Origin of the sequence: Microcystis aeruginosa LEGE 91341, from assembly GCF_015206885.1 — a bacterium.
In the GTDB taxonomy this organism is placed as follows: Bacteria; Cyanobacteriota; Cyanobacteriia; order Cyanobacteriales; family Microcystaceae; genus Microcystis; species Microcystis aeruginosa_H.
Genome location: NZ_JADEXY010000075.1, coordinates 1 through 20029 on the forward strand (window position 1 = coordinate 1; position 20029 = coordinate 20029).

At 43.7% G+C, this 20029-nt stretch carries 19 protein-coding genes; 13 read left to right on the plus strand and 6 right to left on the minus strand.

Going from position 1 to position 20029, the window contains the following annotated elements; genetic code table 11:
- Positions 1-204: 204 nt before the first annotated feature.
- From IQ234_RS12630 to IQ234_RS12640, 3 genes are all read left to right on the plus strand, one after another.
- A complete protein-coding gene (locus IQ234_RS12630) occupies positions 205-1494 on the plus strand; it encodes a M16 family metallopeptidase (RefSeq protein ID WP_193957350.1) in 1290 nt (429 codons plus the stop codon).
- Positions 1495-1631: 137 nt separating this feature from the next.
- A complete protein-coding gene (locus tag IQ234_RS12635) occupies positions 1632-2492 on the plus strand; it encodes a fructosamine kinase family protein (protein ID WP_193957351.1) in 861 nt (286 codons plus the stop codon).
- Between the two features lie 35 nt (positions 2493-2527).
- Entirely contained in the window at positions 2528-3118 is a 591-nt protein-coding gene (locus IQ234_RS12640; protein WP_193957352.1) for a Uma2 family endonuclease, read from the plus strand.
- Here IQ234_RS12640 and murG read toward each other — a convergent pair.
- Entirely contained in the window at positions 3100-4173 is a 1074-nt protein-coding gene (gene murG / locus IQ234_RS12645; RefSeq protein WP_193957353.1) for an undecaprenyldiphospho-muramoylpentapeptide beta-N-acetylglucosaminyltransferase, read from the minus strand. The genes IQ234_RS12640 and murG overlap by 19 nt on opposite strands.
- A 77-nt stretch (positions 4174-4250) precedes the next feature.
- On the opposite strand from murG, the gene IQ234_RS12650 reads away from it, so the two are divergent.
- On the plus strand, positions 4251-5057 hold the full coding sequence (locus IQ234_RS12650) for a nuclear transport factor 2 family protein (protein WP_193957354.1): 807 nt from the start codon (positions 4251-4253) through the stop codon (positions 5055-5057).
- A gap of 47 nt (positions 5058-5104) precedes the next feature.
- Here the strand turns inward: IQ234_RS12650 and IQ234_RS12655 are convergent, their stop codons facing one another.
- Both IQ234_RS12655 and IQ234_RS12660 read right to left on the minus strand, forming a co-directional pair.
- Entirely contained in the window at positions 5105-5956 is an 852-nt protein-coding gene (locus tag IQ234_RS12655; protein ID WP_193957355.1) for a cytochrome c biogenesis CcdA family protein, read from the minus strand.
- A gap of 88 nt (positions 5957-6044) precedes the next feature.
- Complete coding sequence (locus IQ234_RS12660; RefSeq protein WP_002741102.1) at positions 6045-6626, minus strand: TlpA family protein disulfide reductase; 582 nt, start codon at positions 6624-6626, stop codon at positions 6045-6047.
- Between the two features lie 365 nt (positions 6627-6991).
- Here IQ234_RS12660 and IQ234_RS12665 point away from each other — a divergent pair, with 365 nt between their 5' ends.
- From IQ234_RS12665 to IQ234_RS12675, 3 genes are read left to right on the plus strand one after another with little or no spacing between them, the layout of a single operon-like run.
- A complete protein-coding gene (locus IQ234_RS12665) occupies positions 6992-7603 on the plus strand; it encodes a cupin (protein ID WP_193957356.1) in 612 nt (203 codons plus the stop codon).
- A 33-nt stretch (positions 7604-7636) separates the two neighbouring features.
- Positions 7637-9091: a sensor histidine kinase gene (locus IQ234_RS12670; protein WP_193957357.1), complete on the plus strand. Its 1455-nt coding sequence runs from the start codon at positions 7637-7639 to the stop codon at positions 9089-9091.
- Positions 9088-9768 carry a response regulator transcription factor gene (locus IQ234_RS12675; protein ID WP_110578746.1) on the plus strand — a complete coding sequence of 227 codons (681 nt, stop codon included), beginning with the start codon at positions 9088-9090 and terminating at the stop codon, positions 9766-9768. Before IQ234_RS12670 ends, IQ234_RS12675 begins: the two co-directional genes overlap by 4 nt.
- An 83-nt stretch (positions 9769-9851) precedes the next feature.
- Here IQ234_RS12675 and IQ234_RS12680 read toward each other — a convergent pair whose 3' ends face one another.
- From IQ234_RS12680 to psb32, 3 genes are all read right to left on the minus strand, one after another.
- Positions 9852-10664 (minus strand): transglutaminase-like domain-containing protein, encoded by an 813-nt coding sequence (locus IQ234_RS12680; RefSeq protein WP_193957358.1) that lies wholly within the window; start codon positions 10662-10664, stop codon positions 9852-9854.
- 221 nt (positions 10665-10885) lie between these two features.
- Positions 10886-11485, minus strand: a complete 600-nt coding sequence (locus tag IQ234_RS12685) for a hypothetical protein (protein WP_193957359.1) — start codon at positions 11483-11485, stop codon at positions 10886-10888.
- Positions 11486-11629: 144 nt separating this feature from the next.
- Positions 11630-12313: a photosystem II repair protein Psb32 gene (gene psb32 / locus IQ234_RS12690; RefSeq protein WP_193957360.1), complete on the minus strand. Its 684-nt coding sequence runs from the start codon at positions 12311-12313 to the stop codon at positions 11630-11632.
- A gap of 189 nt (positions 12314-12502) precedes the next feature.
- Here psb32 and IQ234_RS12695 point away from each other — a divergent pair, with 189 nt between their 5' ends.
- From IQ234_RS12695 to apcB, 6 genes are all read left to right on the plus strand, one after another.
- Positions 12503-14512, plus strand: a complete 2010-nt coding sequence (locus tag IQ234_RS12695) for an ATP-binding protein (RefSeq protein ID WP_193957361.1) — start codon at positions 12503-12505, stop codon at positions 14510-14512.
- Positions 14513-14766: 254 nt separating this feature from the next.
- Entirely contained in the window at positions 14767-15228 is a 462-nt protein-coding gene (locus tag IQ234_RS12700) for a hypothetical protein (RefSeq protein ID WP_193957362.1), read from the plus strand.
- Positions 15225-15866, plus strand: a complete 642-nt coding sequence (locus IQ234_RS12705) for a hypothetical protein (RefSeq protein ID WP_193957363.1) — start codon at positions 15225-15227, stop codon at positions 15864-15866. The genes IQ234_RS12700 and IQ234_RS12705 overlap by 4 nt, the downstream gene beginning before the upstream one ends.
- Before the next feature lie 58 nt (positions 15867-15924).
- Complete coding sequence (gene recJ / locus IQ234_RS12710; protein ID WP_193957364.1) at positions 15925-17889, plus strand: single-stranded-DNA-specific exonuclease RecJ; 1965 nt, start codon at positions 15925-15927, stop codon at positions 17887-17889.
- A 28-nt stretch (positions 17890-17917) separates the two neighbouring features.
- The gene (gene proB, locus IQ234_RS12715; RefSeq protein WP_228008508.1) at positions 17918-19057 is read left to right on the plus strand and encodes a glutamate 5-kinase; all 1140 of its coding nucleotides are present in this window, start codon (positions 17918-17920) and stop codon (positions 19055-19057) included.
- Positions 19058-19155: 98 nt separating this feature from the next.
- On the plus strand, positions 19156-19749 hold the full coding sequence (gene apcB, locus IQ234_RS12720) for an allophycocyanin subunit beta (RefSeq protein ID WP_228008509.1): 594 nt from the start codon (positions 19156-19158) through the stop codon (positions 19747-19749).
- The last annotated feature ends 280 nt before the right edge of the window (positions 19750-20029 follow it).

Below are 20029 nucleotides of genomic sequence, written 5' to 3' on the forward strand. Positions count from 1 at the left end.
GGGGTGTGGGGTGTGGGGTGTGGAAAGAATAAATAAAAATAATCTCCTGTCTCCTGTCTCCTGAATACTGTCTCCTGTCTCCTGTCCCCTGAATAGTGACTCCTAACACCCAACACCTGATCTTGTTGGCTCTGTGAAAGTCTGGGACTACAATAGAGAAAAGTAACAATTTTTGCCAGAGTGATCACCGAGGACTAATAAAGAATGACGGCTATCCTAGGGAAACCTGCCACGCTCAACACTCCGATTCTGCACCGTCTTGGTAATGGTTTGACGATTATTGCCGAAAGTCAACCGGTAGAAGCGGTTAATCTCAATGTTTGGCTGCAGGTCGGCTCGGCCTTAGAATCGGATCAGATCAATGGGATGGCTCATTTTCTCGAACACATGGTTTTTAAGGGAACCCCTAACTTAGACAGTGGTGAATTTGAACGGGCGATCGAATCGAGGGGAGCGGTGACTAATGCCGCTACTAGCCAAGAATACACCCATTATTACATTACCACTGCCCCGCAGGACTTCGCCCATCTGGCCCCGCTGCAGCTAGAAGTGGTTTTAGAAGCTTTAATCCCTGATGAAGCTTTTGAGCGGGAAAGACAGGTTATTTTAGAAGAAATTCGTCGTTCTCAGGATAATCCCCGTCGTCGCACTTTTTATCGCACCATGGAGACTTGTTTTCAAGTTTTACCCTATCGTCGTCCGGTGTTGGGTCCGATGGCAGTGATTGAAAATCTTACTGCTCAACAAATGCGCGATTTTCATCGGACTTGGTATCGTCCCGAATGGATGACGGTGGCGGTGGTGGGTAATTTGCCTGTAGATGATTTAATGGCTATTGTGAGCGATTCTCTAGATACTTTAGGCAGTAAGGGCAATTCTGGGCTTATTCCTCATCCCATCGCTAATCTACAGCCTGAAGCTCCCTTTAACGAGATTATCCGTCAAGAATACGAGGATGAAAATTTGCAGCAGGCCCGCTTAATCCTATTTTGGAAAGTGCCGGGGTTGAGAGACTTAGAAAAAACCTATCCTCTCGATGTTTTAGCGGCTATTCTGGGTCAGGGCAAGGTATCGCGATTATTTCAGTCTCTGCGCCAAGAAAAGGGCTTAGTTTCCCAAATAACTGCCAGTAATATGTCCCAAGCAGTGCAAGGGGTGTTTTCCGTGTCGGCCCAATTAGCCTCGGAAAATATCGAGCAAGTGGAGAGAGAGGTGTTAGCACAGATTGGACAAATTCAACAGGAAGCTGTGACAGTTTCTGAACTGGAACGAGTTAAAACCCAAGTGGCCAATCGGTTTATTTTTAGCAATGAAAGACCGAGCGATCGGGCCAACCTTTACGGTTATTATCATACTCAGATAGGTGATTTACAACCAGCTTTTTGTTATCCCCAACACATTGAAGCCCTTACTTTAAAGGATATTCAAAATGCCTGTCAAGAGTATTTAAATCCCAACGCTTACGGTGTGGTGGTGGTAAGACCAATTCAGTGAACAGAGAATGGGGAAATGGGGAAATGGGGAAATGGGGAAATTTCAACCAAAACCCTAACACCCTAACACCCTAACACCCCAACACCTGACTCCCGACTCCTGACTACTGACTCCTGACTCCTGAATTCTGATAAACCATGTGGACTCAAATTGCTCGACATATTGCCCAAACCACGGAAAAACCTTTTGAAATCGAGAAAAGTCATCCCGTTAGTGGTGGCTGCATCAATCAGGGTTATGCCGTTAGTGGCAATGGTTTAATTTATTTTGTTAAGATTAACCAAGCGAACCAAGAGGCCATGTTTGCAGCCGAAGCTTTAGGATTAAAGCAAATTCACGCTACCAAAACTATCAGGGTTCCAGAGCCAATTTGTTGGGGAATTGCCGAGAAATCTAGTTATTTAGTTCTAGAGTGGCTAGAATTTGGCGGTGGCGATAGTCAAAGCTGGGAAAAAATGGGGCGAAATTTAGCTCATTTACATCAAGTTTCCCTATCCGATCGCTTTGGTTGGCAGTGTAATAATACCATTGGTTCTACTCCCCAGATTAATACCATTAGTAACAATTGGGCGGATTTTTTCGCTCATCAGCGTATTGGCTATCAATTAAGACTTGCGAAGGAGCGAGGCGGCAATTTTCCCGACGAGGATCAAGTTATTCCCGTTATTAGCGAGATTTTGAGTCAGCATCAACCCCATCCCTCCCTCGTCCACGGTGATTTGTGGTCGGGAAATGCGGCAATTACCGTCGATGGGGAACCAGTAATTTTAGACCCTGCCACCTATTGGGGAGACCGGGAGGTAGATTTAGCCATGACGGAACTTTTTGGCGGTTTTCCGGCGGCTTTTTATCGGGGTTATAACGATGTTTTCCCCCTCAATGCTGGTTATCAAAAGCGCAAAACTCTTTACAATCTCTACCATATTCTCAACCACTTTAATTTATTTGGTGGTGGTTACGCTTCCCAGGCCAATCGGATGTTACAGGAAATTCTTTAAGGGTTTTACTTGTGAATCTTTACCGAGGATAAATTATGTCTATTCGAGAAACTACTGTGATAAAAACTCCAGAGACAAAAGTATGGACTGATGCAGAATTTATGGCGTTACCTGACGATGGTAATCGTTACGAATTAGTCAAGGGAGAGTTAACTAATATGGGAAATTCTGGTGCTTTACACGGTTATATTGCCATTATTTTAAGTGCTGCTTTATTCGCTTTAGTAACATCTCGAAAACTAGGGGTATTATTGGACTCTGGCACTGCTTTTACTATGAAAAATGGTAATAAACGTTCTCCTGATATAGCTTTTTTTGCTAAGGAACGTCTGCAAGGATTGGAAGAATTGCCGACGGGTTTTTTAGAAGGTGGGCCAGATTTAGTGGTAGAAATTCTCTCTCCAGGGAATACAGTGGCAGAAATCGAGGACAAAATTGCCGAATATTTTGCCAATGGGACTCGTTTGCTCTGGGTTATCAGTCCAGGTCAACACTATGTTTTAGTTTATCGTTCCGGGTACGAACCGCAGGGATTATTAACATCAGGAGATTTTCTGGAGGGGGAAGATGTGGTTCCGGGGTTCACTTTTCCCGTGGCTGATTTGTTTCAAAAACTATCTTTTTGACTCTTTCTTCTCAACAAGTCGGCTAATAAATCGGCACTGTCACTAATAGCTAGATAAGAAGCTTGTCGGGCCATGGCGGCCAATTTTTCGGGATTAGACCATAAATCCAGGACTAATTCGCCTAAAAACTGAGCAGTTAACTCATTTTGACGATAAAGATAAGCGGCTTGAGCTTCAGCGAAAACTTTGGCATTATAAAACTGATGGTCTTCGGCAGCAAAAGGATAGGGAATTAAAATCGAAGGCGTACAAGTGATCGCTAATTCTGTTAAAGTGCTGGCTCCGGAGCGACTGATAGCCAGATTAGCTCTTTGCCATAATCCCGCCATATTGTCGTAAAAAGGCCGGGACAAATAGTTAGAATGGCGTAAACTATCCGCTTCGGGGTCGTTTTCTCCCGTGAGATGCACGATATAAATGCCTTTTTCTAACCATTGGGGAGCGCTTTGTCGGACAATTTGATTAAGAGCCACGGCCCCTTGAGAACCACCGGCAACGACAATTAAAAAAGCATCCTCTGGAATCGGTAAATCCAGGGACTGGGGAATGAGAAACTGCTCTCGTACAGGCGTACTAACCCAAGTGGTGCGAGTGCCGGGTAAATAGCTGGCGGTTCCCTGAAAACCGAGGGCAACCGTATCGCACCAGCGACCGAGAACTTTCGTGACTTTGCCCGGTATGTAGTTAGATTCGTGTAGGATGACGGGAATATTGGCTAAACGAGCCGCTAAAATGGTGGGACCTGCGATATAACCCCCGGTGGTAAAAACTGCCGCTATCTGACGTTTTTTGATTAAACTACGCACTTGCCAAATGGCCCGCAGTTGACCGAACAGAATCTTGAGAGTTTTTAACCCCAAACGGGTTTGAAACCCCTCAATCGGGATGCTGTGCAGGGGATAGGTTTTTGGAACTAAGGACTGTTCCAGACGGTCTGGAACTCCTAACCATTCAATCTCGTAATCCGGCAAGCGCTCGGCCAGGGCCAAAGCGGGAAATAAATGACCACCAGTACCACTAGCGGCAATCAAGAGACGGGTTGGAGTGCGTGCCATAGTTCGAGAGAGGGTAAATTCAGTCCTAGAATGAAATAATCTACCATAGTTATCGATCCTTACACAAACTATCACTAATGCGTAACTTGAACACGATTCCCGATAAATTTTTTCGTCAATCTCTCAATTTTTCCCTATCGTTGCTGTTAGGTTTGGGGTTAACTTTTACCCTTGCGACCAGTTTGCGGGCCGAAAAGCCAGAAACTGCCCCTGCTAATTTAAAAACCCTTATCTCTAAAATCGAAACGGCGGCTAATGAGCGAGATCTCAAGCAATTAATGGAGTTTTATAGTCCGAAATTTACTAACTCCGATGGTTTGACCTACGAAAAAACTCAAAAAGCTTTAACTCATTTTTGGGAACGTTATAACAATCTACAATACACTACGACTCTCGAATCTTGGAGTCGTTCTGGGGACAAGTTAACGGCCAATACAATTACTAAAATTACCGGGACGGGAAAGGTGCAGGGACGAGTGGTGGAAATGAATGCCACGATTCGTTCTCGTCAGCAATTTCAGGGCAATAAACTGGTTTATCAGGAGATTTTAAGCGAGAGGGTTGAGTTAAGCACTGGCAAAAATCCCCCCATTGTTCAAGTGAGAATTCCGGAAAGGGTGAAAGTCGGTCAAGAATTTGATTTTGATGTGATTGTTCGCGAACCTTTAGGGGATGATTTATTGGCTGGAGCGGCGATCGATGAGAAAGTAGATATTGAGCGTTATATTAATACAAAGCCTCTAGAATTGGAATTATTACAGTCCGGCGGTTTATTTAAGCGGGTAAAAGCGCCGGCAACACCAGAAAATCGTTGGTTATCGGCGATTTTAATTCAAGGAGATGGGATTGTTGTGGTTACTCAACGGGTTAAGGTAGAAAAATAGTGGTTATCTGGCGGCTTTTTTGGCGTTCCCCCTCTAGAGTTACCATCTTAGCTGCCCATAAACCATTGAGTACCAGTAACTAAATAATAGGCTCCCGTCACCATCAGTGCCACGCTACCTAAACGGATAATCGTCTCGGAATGTTGCAATAAATTCCGGCTTTGTTTGGCTAGACCAGTAAATAAACTGGCCAAGAAAATGAGAATTGTATAACCAAGAGCATAACTAACCATGGTCAGGGTGCCGAGGACTTGAGAACCAGTAGCGGCAGCGGCGGCCAAAACAGCAAAGAGGACAGGACTAGCACAGGGAGAGCTAACAAGAGCAAAAGTTAATCCGACTCCGTAGGGACCTGCTTGGGGGAGATTTAAGTTCATTTGCGGTAAAGGTAGCTTAATTACTCCCAATAACCATAGACCCATGACCGCCATAATCAAACCGACAACAATATTAATATAACCTCGGTACTCCACCATCACCGCCCCAGCAAAGGAAGAAACTAAACCAAAAAGACTTAAAATTGTCACCGCTCCTAGTACAAATAAACCTGCTTTACTGAAGGCATCCCAACGAGATTCTATTTTCAGGGTGCCGATATAGCTGAGGTTAACGGGCAATAGTGCCAGAATACAGGGAGATATGCTGGCAATTACGCCACCCAAAAAAGCTAGGGGCAGTAAAACTAGAGGATTGTTTGTATCTTGTCGATCTAACCATTGCTGATAGCTATTTTCGACGATCGAGATTGCTCTTTCCAGAGGATGGCCGATAATTGGTCCGATGGTAAGGACTAAAATAAGAGCTAGAAGCCCTAAAACCAGATAAAATAATAATTTTTTCGATATTTTCGCTTTTTTGTCAGGTTTCAACCCTTCGACTGACTCCGATACTCGTCGCATAAAATTCTCCTGAAATGATCCAAAAAAATAAAATTGCCCCGGGAGTCCTTGGCGATCGCTGGTACTCCCCAAGCTGGGAAATCTTCGACTATTTTTTATTAATAGCCGAGTTCAGTACGGAGGAATAGGCAGATTTATCGGCATTATTCCGGTATTGTGCCAAAATACTGCCCGTAGCGGGATCAATAATCGCAATCATGCCAGTTTGGGACTTATTGGCCTCAAAAAAACGACCTAGACCCAATTCTTGGGCTTTGCGGGCTGATTTGTCCGCTTTCGAGCGATCGCTGACATCTAAGACGATAAAATTAGCTTTACCCGCGTAATCTTTTTTAAGTTGGGAAAGAGTGGGGGCAACATTTTTACAGGCAGGACACCAACTAGCATAGATATCGACAACCACGGGTTTTCCTTGCAATTGTCGCGCTAAGGGACCGCCCACATTACCCTGTTTAGCAGCGCAGGGATTTTTCGAGGCACAGGGATCAGTGCTAGCGCAGGGATTTTTCGAGGCACAGGGATTAGCTTGGGCAATACTAAAAGTACCTTTACTGACCACTGAATCAGAATTAGTCAAGGTTTTCGCCGATGTTCCAGCTACCAGGGAAACCGTAACCGCTAAACTACTAAGACAAAGACCGAGCCATAATAACGCTGATGGTTTACGCATGAGTTAAATTTTCCAATTAAGATTAGAGATTTTTTGGGAAGTCAAGGGTATTACCCCGGAAGAATCCAGCTTGCCACCGGAGGAAACCAGTGTAGCTGACAGTTAAGATTAAATTCTAGAAACCTGAGTCTCAGATGAAGACCAGATAGATAATAGATAAAAAATCTGACTTTAACTGGCAATTGCCCTCATCCATCCAGGAGAATCGTCCTTCAATCTTTTCAGCAAAAATTCATCTACCGATCACGAAGGGATCATCTTTTCCCGAAATCTTGCTGATAAAATCAAGAAGAAACCCGATTAATTGCGGCTAAAAGACAACTTTTCGCCCTAATATGCTAATTTAAACCATTCAGATCGCAACTATGACAGGAAAAGACTGGTTGGTGGATAATCATGGGCAATGCTCGGCCTACGAAATAACCCCCGCAAACTCCGAATTATCCCATCCCTACTGGCTCTATCGCTTTTTATCCGATCTAGAAGATACCTTAACCCAGATTAGCGACGATCGCTCACGATTAGAAGCAATTCGGATTCTAGTTCGCCAACTCCTAAACAATTCGCCCTGGTTGGATATTCTTAGTCTAGAACCCAATCCCGAAACCGGTTGGGAGGTATTAACCCTCTACGATGAGCCATTTTTTCCCCTGACAGTACAACTGGTCGCTTGGTCTGTGGGTAGCACTTCCCCGATTCATAATCATGGTTGTTGGGGGGTAGTAGCTTTGTTAAAGGGACAGGAAAAAAACAGCTTCTGGCAACGTTCCCCCACCCCCGAATTACCGGATCAGATCAGAAAAGTCGGCGATCGCCTACTCGTCCCGGGTGATATTCTCTGCTTAATGCCGGCTGCTATTCACCATATAGAAGCGATCGGAGATGAGCCAACCCTGAGCTTTAACCTGTACGGTGAAACTAACTATAGTCAGCGTTTCGAGTTCGATCCCGGACAAGGTACGGCGAAAAATTTTTAAATCTCCCTATTTTTGATCACTAACCATACACCCATGAAGCTACCTCGCCTTGTCGGCATTTTTGGGCAATTTTTGCCTAGTAAACCCGTTTCTACCAGCTCGCTTCAGTTTCGCTTAACCTTAGAACTATTGACCATCTCGATTATCGGACTTGGTAGTGTAGCCATTTGGGCCGGTTGGCAAATGGAGCAGAATTTAGTCGCTGCCCATAAACAAACTCTAGAATATATCGCCAAGCGTTTTCCTGAGCAGTTGGAAATGTACGCTCAGATGGGATCTCTGACTACGGGATTAGAAAAAACCATTGAGCGAGTCTCCACTGCGGGGTTAGTCATCTGGGTTAAAAACTCCGATGGACAACTGTTGGGACAGTCTCCTAGGGTTGATGGCAATGTCACCGAGATGCGTGCGGCGGCATCCCTAACCAGAGTACCCGATGCACCCCAAATTATTCACTTTGACGGACGCGATATTGTTTTATGTGGCACTCCTCTGACTATCAAGGGTCAACTGTCGGGGAAATTGTATCTATCCCAAGATATCACGGCCGATCACCAGAAATATCAGGCGGGGTTATGGGGCTTATTTTGGCTGAGTATTCTCGTCCTATTGAGCTTAATTGTCTTAATTTCCCAACGGATCCGTCAGGCTATGTTGCCGCTGACTCGCATGAGTCAAATTGCTAGTGCCGTTTCTGCCGATGATTTAAATGGGGCAAAATTGCAACTTGAACAAGCGCCAGATGAAATTTTAGGACTAGCTACCGCTTTTAATCAGATGTTGTGGCGATTATCGGGAGCTTGGGAACAGCAACGTCAGTTTGTCGGCAATGTTTCCCATGAACTGCGTACCCCTCTAACAGTCGTGATCGGTTATTTACAAAGTCTCCAGCGACGCAGCACTAATTTAAATCCCTACCAACAGCAAGCTCTGGAAACAGCCACGTCAGAAACCGAGAGAATTATCCGGATGTTACAAGATTTGCTCGATCTCGCCCGTGCCGATAGCGGTCATCTCCATTTTCGCTCCCATCCTATTATTCTCAATACTTTGCTGACAGAAGTGGCGGCGATGAGTCAAAAAGTTAGCGATCGCAAGATGACTTTATTATTAACCAATGAAGATGTGGTAATTTGTGGCGACCAAGATCGATTACAGCAAGTTTTAATCAATTTGCTCGATAATGCGATCAAGTATTCTGCTCCCGAGCAACCGGTCGATCTGATCTTAGAAAAGCAGGCTAATTCGGCTCTTATCCATGTATGTGATCGGGGAATCGGTATCTCTCTCTCCCATCAAAATCGCATTTTTGAACGGTTTTATCGGGTTGATGAGTCGATGACTCGCTCGCGAGACGGCACGGGTTTGGGTTTGGCGATCGCTAAAAGTCTAATTGAAGGAATGGAGGGTCGCATCACTCTCCGCTCTCAACCCGGTCAAGGCAGTACCTTTACTATCATTCTACCTCTCTGGCAACCGCAGTTATGAACGAGCATATTCTTCTCGTGGAAGATGATCCTAAACTCGCCGAATTTATCGCCACAGAACTTCATTTGGAAGGCTATCAAGTTACTATTGCTTCTAATGGCATGGATGGACTGAAAATCGCTAGGGATTCTTCACCAGATTTGTTAATTTTAGATTGGATGCTGCCGGTTATTTCTGGATTAGATTTATGTTTACGACTGCGAAAAACCGGGATGGAAGCACCGATTATCATCTTAACAGCTAAAGATGAAATCCCCGATCGAGTGACGGGCTTAAATGCCGGAGCCGATGATTATGTTACTAAACCTTTTAGCATGGAAGAACTCTTAGCTAGGGTGAAAGCTCGTTTACGTCGCACCCATGCCCAAGATTTAAATATATTTACTTTTGAAGATTTGACCTTGAATTGTCTTGCTCGGGAAGTGTATCGAGATAGTCAATTGATTGAATTAACGGCTAAAGAGTTTGACTTATTAGAGTTTATCTTACGTCATCCCCGGCAGGTACTCACTCGCGAGCAAATTCTCGAAACCGTTTGGGGTTACGATTTTATGGGCGATTCTAATATTATTGAAGTGTATATTCGTGCCTTACGAGTTAAGTTGGAGTCTGCTAATCCTAAACGTTTGATCCAGACAGTGCGAGGAGTAGGCTACGTTTTAAGAGATTATGCTTAATTGTGATTTATCAGAGGAACCCAGGGAGGAATTATTTAGCCCCGATTTGATCAAAAAGGCTGTAATAAATACTCTGATTAAATCTAGAGATGGGAAACATCACTCGTCCATACTTTAAATTTTGTTAAATTTACTTGACCAAAAGACGTTGTTAGGGCAGCATCAACGGCATCTAAGCCGCGAGTCATTAAAATCCGCCCGATTCTGGGGGTGTTATGACGAGCATCAAAAGTGTACCATTGATGGTCTAAATAGACTTCAAACCAAGCACTAAAATCCATCGGTAGAGGTTGGGGAGAAATACCGATATCTCCGAGATATCCAGAGGCATAACGAGCAGGAATATTTAGGCAACGGCAAAAAGTCAAAGCTAGATGATTAAAATCGCGACAAACCCCCGTTCTTTCCCGATATACATCATAGGCGGTTTTTGTCACTCGCGCGTATTCGTAACCAAAACGAATGTGACTATGAACCCAATCACAAACCGCTTGTACTCTTGCCCAACCGGGGGGAGTTTGTCCGAAAAGTTCCCAGGCAATTTCCGTAAGCAAATCTACTTCACAATAACGGCTACTCATGAGGTAGGGAAAAACTTGGGTTGGTAACTCTGTTAAGGGAATTTCTTGGGCATTCCAATTAACTATATCGGGTTTCCATTCATTCTCGATAACTGCTTCATTGTGAATGCGGATCTGTCCGGCGGGTAAAATTAAACGACTGGTTCGATTACCGAAACTATCTAAAAATTCTTCTATTTTTGTTGCTGGTTTCACCCGCAAGTTTTCCGGTTGTCTAACTTGATCTAAAATTGAGGGGTGTAGATGAAGTTTTAACAACATGACTAGGGGTAAAGGGGCATCAAAGCCAAATTCATAACCAACACGGATTAACATTAGGCCTCCTATCTAGATGAAATTTTGTCAGGATTGGTAGAGATGGAACGCCAATAATTGCCAGACTGAAAAAAGTTAGGCCCGACCACTTAGTTAAAAGTTTGAGGATAAAGTAATAGCCAAGCTGAAAACCGATAAGCTTTGTACGGATTTTTTTTATTGTAAACTGCTTCAAATAAAAGCTTTGTAACTTTGAACACAAGCCATCGGTAGGATTAGAGCTATCGAAAAGAGTCCGGGGTGGATGGTTCCTCTAATAGACGAATTTCAATGGGGATGTAGGCCAGTTTAGCAAAAATCTTTTGTTGATAACTGACAGGCCACCATTCGTAAAGAAAAATTTCTAAAGGTCGCCAGAGGGCCACCCAACCACTAATTAATAATCCTTCTTCTAAAAAGTGAATAAATGTATCACTGCCAAAACGACCAATTAATTCGCTAAGACTCAAACAAACAAAAAGAAAGGAGAGACCAATTATTAAAGATATGCGTCCCTGTCGCCAAATTGTGCGTAATTTTCTTTGTTCTCCCTGTTGGCGATAGTCAAAATAATTATGTAAAGCTGAGGGTAACAGATTTCGGGCGTTATTCTGTTCTTGACTGGGGAGATAAAAGACTAATTTAAGGGGGGTATTGAGGGGAAATTCATCCACAGAGTTAATAATATAATTTTCGGCGTTATCGTCTAAATCTCTATCTAAAAATGGCGAAGGATCGAGAGAATTAAAGACTTGCTGTAACTGATTAAGTTTAATTTCAATTAAGTAAGTTCCTTCCTCCTCTCGATAATAGGATTGTAGTTTATTTACCAGTTTAGACATTAGTTATTAAGGTTAAGCAAATGGGGTGAACTGATACAACTCGAATCTACTACTAGAAGTTAATTCATCTTGCCTATGCAGGAGGAGGATTGTACTATCTCTGAGAATATTTTAGCTGTATCAGTCCCAGAACATTAATTTAATTTAGCGACCAAAACCAGCGTACCAAAAATAGGTGACCATGGGAATTACTGTAGCTAAAACCAGTAAAACTATCACCCAAATCGTGGCATTTTTATCGTCAGTTTCTTCTGCGGTAGTAAAGGTACTTTCGATATTAATTGTCGCTACTTCCGGCGGTCCGGGATCCGCTTCTCCAGAAAGTACCGCCGTTAGACGACGACTAGCATCGAGTAAAGCTTGATTATATTTTCCCCCATCTTTGAGGGGAACTGCCATAGTTTCCGAGAGGATACTATCAGCAATAGCATCGGTTAATAGGGGTTTTGCTTCCTCCCCAACCCGAATAGCAGTTTTATTGGTTAAAGTATCAAGGACGATGATAGTTTGATTAGTCCGATCTTCAGGATTAGGATACCATTCTCTCAGGATATCATCGGCTAAATTGTCAATTTTTTGACCGTAATCCAGGCGCCGGACTACCACCATTCTCACTTCTTGGCCGGTTTTTTCGGCAAGATTTTTCAGATCTTTATTTAATTTTCCTTCGTTAGCGGCACTAATGGCCGAAACAGGATCGACCACATAAGTGGGTGCTCCGGGGCTTAAAATAGGGAGGTCATAGACTCCCATGGCAGCAGCCGGTGACAGGGAAATACCCAAGACTACACAGCAGCAGAGAAGGAGAGAAGCTAATAATTTGAGCATATTGATTCGGTAAAATTCCTATAGAACATAATAGGGGAAAAGTTTACTGTTTTTTGATTGGGGAGACAGGAGACGGGAAGTGGGGAAGTGGGGAAGTGGGGTGATGGGGAAAATCAACTAACACCCTAAAACCCTACAACCTCAACACCCAAACCCTTTTAACTGATAACTGATAACTGATAACTGATTATGGGTGATTTTGAGGAACTAGAGTCTAAAAAACGGGAAAAAGCCCTAGAAATGCAGGCCTATCGCGATAATTTTCTCTCGCGGGTGACAAGATTACTAATTTCTCAAGATATCCACTTGGCGATCGATCATACCCTAGAACTGCTCTGTCAATTTACCCAGAGCGCTCACTGTTACATTATTCAATATTCCACCTGTCGTCAGCAGTGGAGTATGGTTTATGAATACTGTCACCCCGACTATCCGCAAGTTATCCCGATTCGGGAACAATCACAAAATCTCTCGACGGAAACCTTTCCCTGGTTTTCGGAACAATTATTAAACGGTATTCCAGTTAAACTGAACTCTTTAGATGATTTACCCGCTACTGCTATCCCTGAAAGAACTATTCTCGCTCATAGTCCTACTCCCTGTCTCTTAATCGTTCCCATGTGGGATAGTGATGGGGTAACGGTGGGTTATCTGGGATTGGATGCAAGTGCAGAAAAGCAATGGACAGGGGAAGATGTCACCTTTGTGCGGTTGCTGGGAGAATTAATTGCGATCGCACAAATTAGATATGAAGCGGAAAAAGAATTAAAAGAAGCTAAAGAAGCAGCAGTTAAGGCAAATAAAGCTAAAAGTGAGTTTCTAGCTAACATGAGCCATGAATTACGCACTCCGCTTAATGCTATCTTGGGTTTTACTCGCTTAATATCCCGGGATAGCAGCATCAGCAGTGAATATCGCCAATATTTGGAAATTGTCAATCGTAGCGGGGAACATTTACTAGAGTTAATCAACGATATTCTAGAAATGTCGAAGATAGAAGCAGGAAGAACGGTTTTTAACCCTAGTAATTTCGATTTATACGCTCTTTTAGATAATATTGCCGAAATGCTCCGTCCCCAAGCGCAGGCAAAAGCTTTAAGCTTAATTTTTGATCGCAGCTCCGATCTGCCCCAATATGTATGTACTGATGAAAGTAAATTGCGACAGGTGTTCATCAATCTCTTGGGTAACGGATTGAAGTTTACCGAGTCGGGAGGGGTAACTCTCCGGGGAAAAGTAGGAGAGAAAAGAGGAGATTATCAGCGATTGCTCTGGGAAATTGAAGATACAGGCGCAGGAATCGCCCCAGAGGAGATTTATAAGCTATTTCAACCCTTTAACCAAACGGAAACGGGACGAAAATCCCAACAGGGGACAGGATTGGGTTTACCTATCAGTAAAAAATTTGTTGAGTTGATGGGAGGTGCGATCGGGGTTAGTAGTATTCTGGGTCAAGGAAGTGTTTTTAGTTTTGATATTCAGGTGGGTTTAGTGGGGGAAAATGAGATTAAAACCGAAACCAATAGGGCAAAAGTGATCGCTTTAGCGGAAAATCAGCCTAAATATCGCATATTGGTCGTCGATGATCGACCAGAAAGCCGTTTACTGTTGCTGAAACTCCTGACTAGCCTAGGATTATCCGTGCAAGAGGCCGCTAATGGTCAAGAAGCGATCGCAATTTGGCAAGCATGGCAACCTCATCTTATCTGGATGGACATGAGAATGCCGGTGAAAGACGGTTACGAAGCAACCAGGGAAATTCGGCAGTTAGAGGCTGATAATCGCGGAAAAACGGTGATAATTGCCCTAACTGCCAGTGCTTTTGAAGAGGATCGCGCCTTGGTTATTGCCGCCGGTTGTGATGATTTCGTGCGTAAACCTTTCCGAGAGGAAGTTATCTGGCAAAAAATGGGCGAATATTTAGGATTAAAATATATTTATGCCGATAATCAGCCAAATCAGCCCAATTATTCGCCAGTTTTCCTCGATTCCCTGCAATCCCTATTAAAATTAATCAGTCCCGTCTGGATTGGACAATTGCAACAAGCTGCGCGAGAATGTGATGATGAAAAAATTATCGCCCTAACCGCAGAAATTCCCCCCGATTATGCTACCCTTGCCCAAGGTTTACAACAGTTAGCCGGAGAATTTTCCTTTGATGCGATCGAAACCATAATTAAAGATTTAAACATATCTTAAGAGAGTATTTTATCTATATGTATCTAAGCACAATTAATTACACATCTAAGCCACTACTCCGTCAGACTTCTGCTGTGAGTAAACAGTGAACTGAAAACTCAAATCCGATCCCGTCTCCTGTCTCCCGTCTCCTGTCTCCTGTCTCCTGTCTCCTGTCTCGGAGTCTCGACTAGGAAATTAATTTTGCACGACTACTTATCTCAAAAACGTGATATTCTAAAGGCATAAATCCCTAAATATGGCAATTTTAAAGGATGAAACTGTTAAAAACACTCATCGGTACTTTCTTAATACTACCGATTTTTTCCGTTCATGCTCAAGTCCCCTCGCTTCCCCCAATCAAGCAAAATTCCCCCAATCTTGGTGATCTACCGAATGATCCCACCCAGCAGAAAAATTGGGTTTGTAACCAAGGAGATCAACGCATTGCCGTGGCTGCCAAAGAAGTGCAAGGTTGGAAAGAATTAATTGAAAAACAAGGTTGGCAATGTGATGAAGGAAATACTGATATACCCGATCAAACTCTCAGCTTTTCCTGTGAACCAGAACAAACCATCGGCATCTTGACAGTTTACTGGTTAAATGGTAGTAATGGTCAACAACAATTAAGCCAATGGCGAGATAAATTAGCGGAACAACAGGGGATGGTTTGTACCATTAATAACGTGCGGTTATTCGATACTCAAGAAAATATACCCAATCCATTACAACCATGATTAAATTAGCAGTTTTGCCTCAATCTATCCTCCTGGGTATCGGTTTACTATTAAACAATTCTCTGCCCTTACTTGCCCAATCTACACCCCTGAGCGTGGATAATTTAAGAAACACCGTCTATAACATTCCCAATCGGGGTTCCGTAATTGTCAGCGATGGTATTTTTCAATCCAATGAAGGACAAATTTTAGGAGTGCAAGTCAGTCGAGAAGCCTTGATGGGGGACTATAATAATGATCAAAGGACTGATGGTATTGTCGTGTTAAGAGTGATTACCAGAGAGCAACAGCAATTACATTATTTAGCCCTAGTGATCGATAATAACGGTACTGCCACTAACACCGATACTGTCCTGTTAGCTGATCGAGTAGTTGTCGATAATCTTAGTGCTAAAGATGGTATGATTACCGTCAATATGAGAAGATTTCTACCTCGGGATCCTTCCTGTTGTCCGTCGGGAGTTATCACCCAACAATTTGCGATTAATTCTAGTATTAATCAGTTGACTTTACTGAGTACAAACGAAAGTCAACCCACCACCCCCAATGTGCAGGTAGTACCTACTTCTCCCCTGAGAATTAATAATAGTAATCTCCCCTTTCAACCTCCTGCTGGGGCCATCCAAATCCGCTTTTAACCCTGTTTTTGGTGCGTTACGCTTCCCTAACGCACCCTACCTTTTTACTTAACAAAAAATGCCCTACAAATATCCCATCCAACGCTGGTATATTGCCGCAACTAATTCCGAAAAAATCGAGAGGTTAGCGCGGGAAATGGGATTATCATCCTTATTAGCAACTATCTTAATTAATCGCGGTATTGATACCCCCGAATTAGCTAAAACTTATATATATCCTGAAGCGGATATCCTACCCTCTCCCCTGGGAGAATTTCCCGACTTAGAAAAAAGTGTCAATTTATTAGTAAAAGCGATCGCCTCTGGCGACAAAATTGCTATCTGTGGGGACTACGATGCTGATGGCATGACCAGTACATCTTTACTACTAAGAGCCTTAAGACATCTCGGTGCTAGGGTAAATCATGCCATACCCAGTCGCATGAAAGAGGGATACGGAATTAATCAGCGCATTGTGGAGGAATTTGCCGAATCGGGAGTCGGATTGATTCTCACCGTTGATAATGGTATTTCCGCTCACGAACCGATCGCCCTAGCGATAGAATTAGGATTAAAAGTTATTATCACCGATCATCACGATCTGCCGCCAATTTTACCAAATGCCTCCGCTATTCTCAACCCAAAATTATTAACCCCGAACTCTCCCTATCAGGGATTAGCGGGGGTGGGAGTTGCCTATATTTTAGCGGTGACAACTGCCCAAAAAATGGGTAAATTACAGGGATTAACCGAGTCATTATTAGCATTATTTACTCTAGGCACTATAGCAGATTTAGCCCCATTAATTGGGGTAAATCGTCGCTGGTTAAAACGGGGTTTAAGAAAATTACCCAAATCCCAATTAGTCGGGATTCAATCCCTGATGCAAATAGCGGGAATTAGCGAGGAACAAAAGCAATTACAACCGGATGATATTGGCTTTAAATTGGGACCGAGAATTAATGCCATTGGCAGAATTGGTGATCCCCAGATAGTTATTGAATTATTAACCACCGATGACGCAGGAATTGCCTTAGAAAGAGCGATGCAGTGCGAACAAATTAATCGTACTCGTCAAGAATTGTGCGAAAAAATTGAAGAAGAAGCGATTAAATTAGTAGAAGAAACGCCGATTCTTTGGCAAAAAGATCGAGTTTTAGTCTTAGTCGAAAAAGATTGGCATCATGGGGTAATTGGTATTGTGGCATCCCGTTTGGTGGAACGCTACGGAGTGCCAGTTTTTATCGGTACTTACGAGGAAGAAGATGCGGGTAAAATTCGCGGATCTGCCAGAGGAATTGAAGAATTTCACGTTTTTGAAGCCCTGCAATTTTGCCAAGATTTACTAGGAAAATTTGGCGGTCATAAAATGGCGGGGGGTTTTAGTTTACCCACAGCTAATTTACTAGCATTTAAACAAAGATTAAGTCAATTTTCTCACAAAATTTTACAAATAGAACAATTAAAACCTTTAATTAAAATTGATACTATCATCGACTTTAAACAAATTACCCTGGAACTTTTTCAACAAATTGATAGTTTGCAACCCTGGGGAATTGGCAATGAATTACCCGTTTTTTGGACTCCTAATGTGCGCGTAGTGGAACAGAAAACTATCGGAAAAAATCATTTAAAATTATTGCTGGCTCAAAGGGATGATACCAGAATTAAAGCCCTAGCATGGCGTTGGGGCGAATATTGTCCTTTACCAACTCATTTAGATATTGCCTATAAACTCAAAGAAAATACTTGGAATGGTAATACAACCATAGAAATTGAATTAGTGGGAGTGCGATTACCCCAAGAAAATGATAATATTAAAAAAGCAATTTTTATGCACGCCGATAAAATGTATCAATGTAGTTTTTGGGGTGATTTAAACGAGATTCGCATCAAAAATGAACAGGGCGATATTTTAGTCGTGCAGAAAGGGCAGCGCATTGGTTTATTAGGCAAAAATCGGCAACAAGCTAGAGAAGTCAACGTGACTGAACCCCGTTTTTATACTTTAATTAAAGTTGCCATCAAAGCTTTGGCTATCTAGCAAAACCTCCAAAAAAAGCGCCTTGACAATGAACCAAACCATAGTGATCAAAATCGGTACTTCCAGTTTGACCGATAATGAAACCGGTCAATTATCCCTCTCCACGATCGCCGCTTTAGTGGAAGTCCTCACCCGGTTGCGCGCTGCCGGTCATCGGGTGGTATTAGTATCTTCCGGGGCCGTCGGGGTAGGCTGCCGTCGTCTGGGAATACAGGAAAGACCGAAAAAAATCGCCCTCAAACAAGCGATCGCCGCCGTCGGACAAGGTCGTCTGATGCGGATCTATGATGACCTCTTTACCAGTCTTGGTCAACCGATCGCCCAAATTCTGCTCACCCGTCCCGAATTGATGGAACGCACCTGTTATGTCAACGCCTATAATACTTTTCAGGCTTTGTTTGAATTAGGGGTAATTGCCATTGTCAACGAAAATGATACGGTGGCGATCGATGAGTTAAAATTCGGCGATAATGACACCTTATCAGCCCTTGTCGCCAGTTTAATCGAGGCTGACTGGTTATTTATCCTCACCGATGTGGATCGCCTCTACAGTGCCGATCCCCGGCTATTTCCCGAAGCGGCGGCTATTACCCGAGTTACTCCCGCAGAATTAGCGCAACTATCGATCGATGCCGGTAGTAGTGGCAGTCAGTGGGGGACCGGGGGTATGGCGACTAAATTGGCGGCGGCCCGGATTGCCACCAGTGCCGGGGTAGAAATGGCGATTACTAGGGGACGGCAGCCCAGCAATATCTTAAAAATTATGGCAGGAGAGGCGATCGGAACCCGTTTTGAGGCCCAAAAACGCAGTGATAACGCCCGCAAACGCTGGATCGCCTACGGACTAATGCCCATGGGTAAAATCTATCTCGATGCGGGGGCGATTCAAGCCATTTGTCAGGGGGGAAAATCTCTCCTCGCGGCCGGGATCACCAAAGTGGAGGGGGAATTTAGTGCCTCGGAATCGGTGCAATTGTGCGATCAAGAAGGCCGGGAATTAGCCCGGGGAATTGTTAACTATAGTAGTGAGGAGATCGATCGAGTTAAAGGTCAACATTCCGAGCGTATTGCCAGTTTATTAGGTTATATGGCCGCAGAAACCATTATTCATCGGGATAATCTCGTTATTTTGAGCGCTTCGTCCACCACCTCGACTAATAAGGGATAATTCCGCCACTCAGAGCAAGTCCAGCCAATGCCTTAAATGTAAAGAAATGTCTCAAAAAAACAACAAATTGTTAGACAAGCAAGAGAGTTAGACTAGGGATGTCCCCCGAAGTTCAACCCTGTGAGATTATAAATAAAGCGAAACTCAAAAATGCCTTTATTGCTGTTGGGAGAAACTTAATAATGCGAGACGCGGTAACTAGCCTGATTAGAAAATACGATGTCACCGGACGTTATCTCGATCGAGATGCGATCGATAATCTTAAACAATATTTTGCCTCGGGAACTGCCCGTCTAGCTGCCGCCACCCTAATTAACGCTAATTCGGCGGCGCTCGTGCGTGGGGCGGCGATTCGTCTATTTGAAGAAGTTCCCGAACTGATCCGCGCCGGGGGTAATGCCTACACCACCCGTCGTTATTCTGCCTGTCTGCGGGATATGGATTACTATCTCCGCTATGCCAGTTATGCCCTAGTAGCTGCTGATACTAATGTTCTAGATGAGCGGGTACTGCAAGGACTGCGGGAAACCTATAATTCCCTCGGTGTTCCCATCGGTCCGACGGTGCGCGGTATCCAAATCATGAGCGAAATGATTCAAGCCATGGCTACTGAGGCGGGTATTGCCGACACCTCTTTGATCGCTGAACCCTTTGATCATCTCACTCGTGAATTAAGCGAAGTCTCTATTTAAATTCAGTTATCAGTTATCAGTTAGGAAAGGCAAGAGGCAACAGGCAAGAGGCAAGAGTATTTAGGGACTTGCGCTTTGATAATGTACCTTTTGGGCGAACGCAGTTCGCCCCTACATTGTGGACAAAATCCGTTACTGTAGGGGCGCAGTGCTTGCCATTGGTGTCAACTTAAGGGAAGAGGTTCCCATATTTGTCGATGGAGAGCCTCTTTCTCTCGATGTCGCTGACGTTCAGCTTTAATCAGTCCAAAAAGTTGAGCGCGTTCGGCTAAATAGCTGA

Coding starts and splice junctions, on each gene's coding strand:
- IQ234_RS12630 (WP_193957350.1), top strand. CDS start 205: ATGACGGCTATCCTAGGGAAACCTGCCACGCTCAACACTCCGATTCTG.
- IQ234_RS12635 (WP_193957351.1), top strand. CDS start 1,632: ATGTGGACTCAAATTGCTCGACATATTGCCCAAACCACGGAAAAACCT.
- IQ234_RS12640 (WP_193957352.1), top strand. CDS start 2,528: ATGTCTATTCGAGAAACTACTGTGATAAAAACTCCAGAGACAAAAGTA.
- murG (WP_193957353.1), bottom strand. CDS start 4,173: ATGGCACGCACTCCAACCCGTCTCTTGATTGCCGCTAGTGGTACTGGT.
- IQ234_RS12650 (WP_193957354.1), top strand. CDS start 4,251: ATGCGTAACTTGAACACGATTCCCGATAAATTTTTTCGTCAATCTCTC.
- IQ234_RS12655 (WP_193957355.1), bottom strand. CDS start 5,956: ATGCGACGAGTATCGGAGTCAGTCGAAGGGTTGAAACCTGACAAAAAA.
- IQ234_RS12660 (WP_002741102.1), bottom strand. CDS start 6,626: ATGCGTAAACCATCAGCGTTATTATGGCTCGGTCTTTGTCTTAGTAGT.
- IQ234_RS12665 (WP_193957356.1), top strand. CDS start 6,992: ATGACAGGAAAAGACTGGTTGGTGGATAATCATGGGCAATGCTCGGCC.
- IQ234_RS12670 (WP_193957357.1), top strand. CDS start 7,637: ATGAAGCTACCTCGCCTTGTCGGCATTTTTGGGCAATTTTTGCCTAGT.
- IQ234_RS12675 (WP_110578746.1), top strand. CDS start 9,088: ATGAACGAGCATATTCTTCTCGTGGAAGATGATCCTAAACTCGCCGAA.
- IQ234_RS12680 (WP_193957358.1), bottom strand. CDS start 10,664: ATGTTAATCCGTGTTGGTTATGAATTTGGCTTTGATGCCCCTTTACCC.
- IQ234_RS12685 (WP_193957359.1), bottom strand. CDS start 11,485: ATGTCTAAACTGGTAAATAAACTACAATCCTATTATCGAGAGGAGGAA.
- psb32 (WP_193957360.1), bottom strand. CDS start 12,313: ATGCTCAAATTATTAGCTTCTCTCCTTCTCTGCTGCTGTGTAGTCTTG.
- IQ234_RS12695 (WP_193957361.1), top strand. CDS start 12,503: ATGGGTGATTTTGAGGAACTAGAGTCTAAAAAACGGGAAAAAGCCCTA.
- IQ234_RS12700 (WP_193957362.1), top strand. CDS start 14,767: ATGAAACTGTTAAAAACACTCATCGGTACTTTCTTAATACTACCGATT.
- IQ234_RS12705 (WP_193957363.1), top strand. CDS start 15,225: ATGATTAAATTAGCAGTTTTGCCTCAATCTATCCTCCTGGGTATCGGT.
- recJ (WP_193957364.1), top strand. CDS start 15,925: ATGCCCTACAAATATCCCATCCAACGCTGGTATATTGCCGCAACTAAT.
- proB (WP_228008508.1), top strand. CDS start 17,918: ATGAACCAAACCATAGTGATCAAAATCGGTACTTCCAGTTTGACCGAT.
- apcB (WP_228008509.1), top strand. CDS start 19,156: ATGTCCCCCGAAGTTCAACCCTGTGAGATTATAAATAAAGCGAAACTC.